Raw genomic sequence first — 2,431 nt, 5'->3', positions numbered from 1 at the left:
GCCGTCTGGGACTTTCCCGTCACTTCCTATTGGGGTCTAAGCTCTGTTCGTGACTGGGCTGGGGGCGGCCTGGGTCCTGGGGTTGACCGAGGCCGCCAGGGGCGCCCCTCCGGGGATCCGAAAGCCCTGACCTGTCACCCGGTTCCGCCGTGAGGAGGAGCGGCGTACTGGGTGTCTGTTCGAAGAGGACGTGGGGACGTCCTCCCTGGCATCTGGTGGATCCGGAGCGCCGCCGTCAGTAAACATATATACCGTCGAGTACGCAAGGGTATGAAAAATTTCATACATGGCCGGGCACTGAATATCCCGCTGCGAAAACCGCCTCCGGCAGGAGGTCGCAGGGTGTCCCGGACGAAGGACTAGAGGAAGAATCCGTGCTGGTCGGCGACCTGCTCGTACTGTTCGAGCCGTGCCTGGGTGCGCTCGGGATCGGCGTCGGCCATCGCCTGGAGCAGGGCGGCGGAGAGCATGCCGGGGGCCGCGTACGAGTCGAAGACCAGCCGGGATCCGGTGCCGGCGGTCAGCACCACGTCCGCCTCCTGCACCAGCGGGCCCAGTGTGGGGTCGGTGATCAGCACCACGCGCAGCCCGGTGCTGCGGGCCGCGCGCAGGGCGGCGAGGGTCTCGTTGGCGTGCCGGGGCATCGCGAAGGCCAGGACCCAGCTGCCGCCGGCCGCCCTGGACTGGAGCAGGGCGTCGTAGGCCACGCTGCCGCCCCGGGTCACCACGCGGACGTCGGGGTGGATGCGGCGGGCCGCGTACGCGAAGTACTCGGCGAGGGAGACCGAGATCCGCAGGCCGAGGACGGTCAGCGGCACGGAGCGGGCCAGATCCCGGCCGATCTCCAGCACCCGGTTGGTGTCGGCGAGGAGCCTGCGGACGTTCTCCAGGTTCTCGATCTCGGCGTCGACGGCGGCCTGGAGCTCGTTGTGGCGGATCTGCTCGCGGCTGTCGGGGGTGCCGGCCACCGCGCTCAGCGCGATGGGCTGGAGCACGTCACGCAGCGCGGGATAGCCGCTGAACCCGAGGGAGGACGCGAAACGGGTCACGGAGGGCTGGCTGACGCCGACGCGTTCGGCGAGCTCGGTGATGGACAGGAACGCGGCCTCGGTGAGGTGGTCGATCAGGTACTGGGCGATCCGCCGCTGGCCCGGGGACAGCCGGTGGCCGTCGAAGAGCGCGAGCAGCCGGTCGGCCGGCGGTTTCCCCTGCTCCGGCGCGACGGTGCCCGGCGTGATCGCGGCCGCCTGTGCGCGCGCCTGCTGCCCCGATGACACCGGAGGGCCTCCTTCTCACGTCACTCGTGTTCCAACATAGCCCACGCTCCGTGGTCGGATGATCATTGTGCGGGGCCGCCGTATCCGCGGATGCGTCGGCCCCGTCGCCCTACGGGCCCGTCAGGCCCCGGCCGCCGGTCGCCCGGGGCGGCCGCGGCCCCGGGTCAGGGAGTACCCGTAGATGCCGGCGAGGGCCCCGAGCACGCCGCCCGCCGCGGTCCACAGCCAGCGGTCGGACCACCAGCCGCCGGACCAGCCGTCCTCGGGGGCGCGCGCCGCGCGCTGCTCCTCGGAGGCCCCCGCGATGCCGGGGACCAGGGGCTCGGCCAGGACGGCGTCCACCGCCTGGGCTCCGCCCGTCTCCTTCACGTCGGCCTCGACCTGCGCCCGCACGGGCAGGCCCAGGTCCTCCTCGGGGAGCCCGACGACGGTGAGGCGGACGTAGTAACTGCCCGGGAGCGGGTCGTTGGCCCACGGCTCGGCCCCGGAGCGGACGGTGCGCAGGACGCAGGCCAGCTCCACGGTGGCCTCCTCCTTGGCCGCCGACGCGCTCTGCGTCCCGTAGGTGCAGGCCTGGCGGCGGCGCAGCCCGTCGTAGACGTCGAGCCGCCAGGTGGAGGCGCCGTGCCGGGCGGCGGCCTCGGGGAGGGTCACGGCGGCCCGTACGGTGACCCGCTGGCCCGCGTCCACGGGCAGGACCCAGTACAGGTAGTCGCCGCTGGACGCCGAGGCGGTGGCCTTCTGGCCGGGCCGGAACGGGGTCGCGGTGCGGAAGCCCGTCCCCGCTTCGGTCGGGCCGGCGCCGCCGGCGCCCGCGCTCGGCGTGGGACTCGGAGCAGCGGTGGCGGCGGCCGCGGGGGCGAGGAGGGCGGCCCCCGCCAGCAGGGCGGCCGTCAGGGTGCGAACGGTACGCATCAGTTGGTCCTCCAGACGGAGACGCGCCAGCGGGAGATCCAGCCCCAGAGCAGCCCCGCGAGCAGGCCGGTCAGCACCAGCAGGCCGATCAGCCACCAGCCCCGGCCGAGGCCGAAGGACGCCACGTCGGAGGGCTCGTCGGGGCCGTCGACCAGGTCGATGGTCAGCTCGACGGGCATGCCGGGCGCGGTCTTGACGGCCGGTCCGGCGGAGAAGGAGTTGCTGACCTGGAGGCAGAC

General features: G+C 73.3%; 2 protein-coding genes and 1 pseudogene. All 3 read right to left on the bottom strand.

Annotation, left to right across the window (positions count from 1 at the left end):
* Positions 1-359: 359 nt before the first annotated feature.
* Complete coding sequence (locus ACFV0Q_RS40825) at positions 360-1,277, bottom strand: MurR/RpiR family transcriptional regulator (RefSeq protein WP_385013079.1); 918 nt, start codon at positions 1,275-1,277, stop codon at positions 360-362.
* A gap of 120 nt (positions 1,278-1,397) precedes the next feature.
* Positions 1,398-2,192, bottom strand: coding sequence for a hypothetical protein (locus ACFV0Q_RS40820; protein ID WP_385013078.1), 795 nt, complete (start codon positions 2,190-2,192; stop codon positions 1,398-1,400).
* Positions 2,192-2,431: pseudogene (locus tag ACFV0Q_RS40815) on the bottom strand (alpha-1-antitrypsin); the annotation flags it as partial. The gene ACFV0Q_RS40820 and the pseudogene ACFV0Q_RS40815, both read right to left, overlap by 1 nt.

This window comes from Streptomyces sp. NPDC059564 (genome assembly GCF_042735575.1).
Lineage (GTDB): Bacteria > Actinomycetota > Actinomycetes > Streptomycetales > Streptomycetaceae > Streptomyces.
This window is presented reverse-complemented; position numbering and strand designations above follow the sequence as displayed.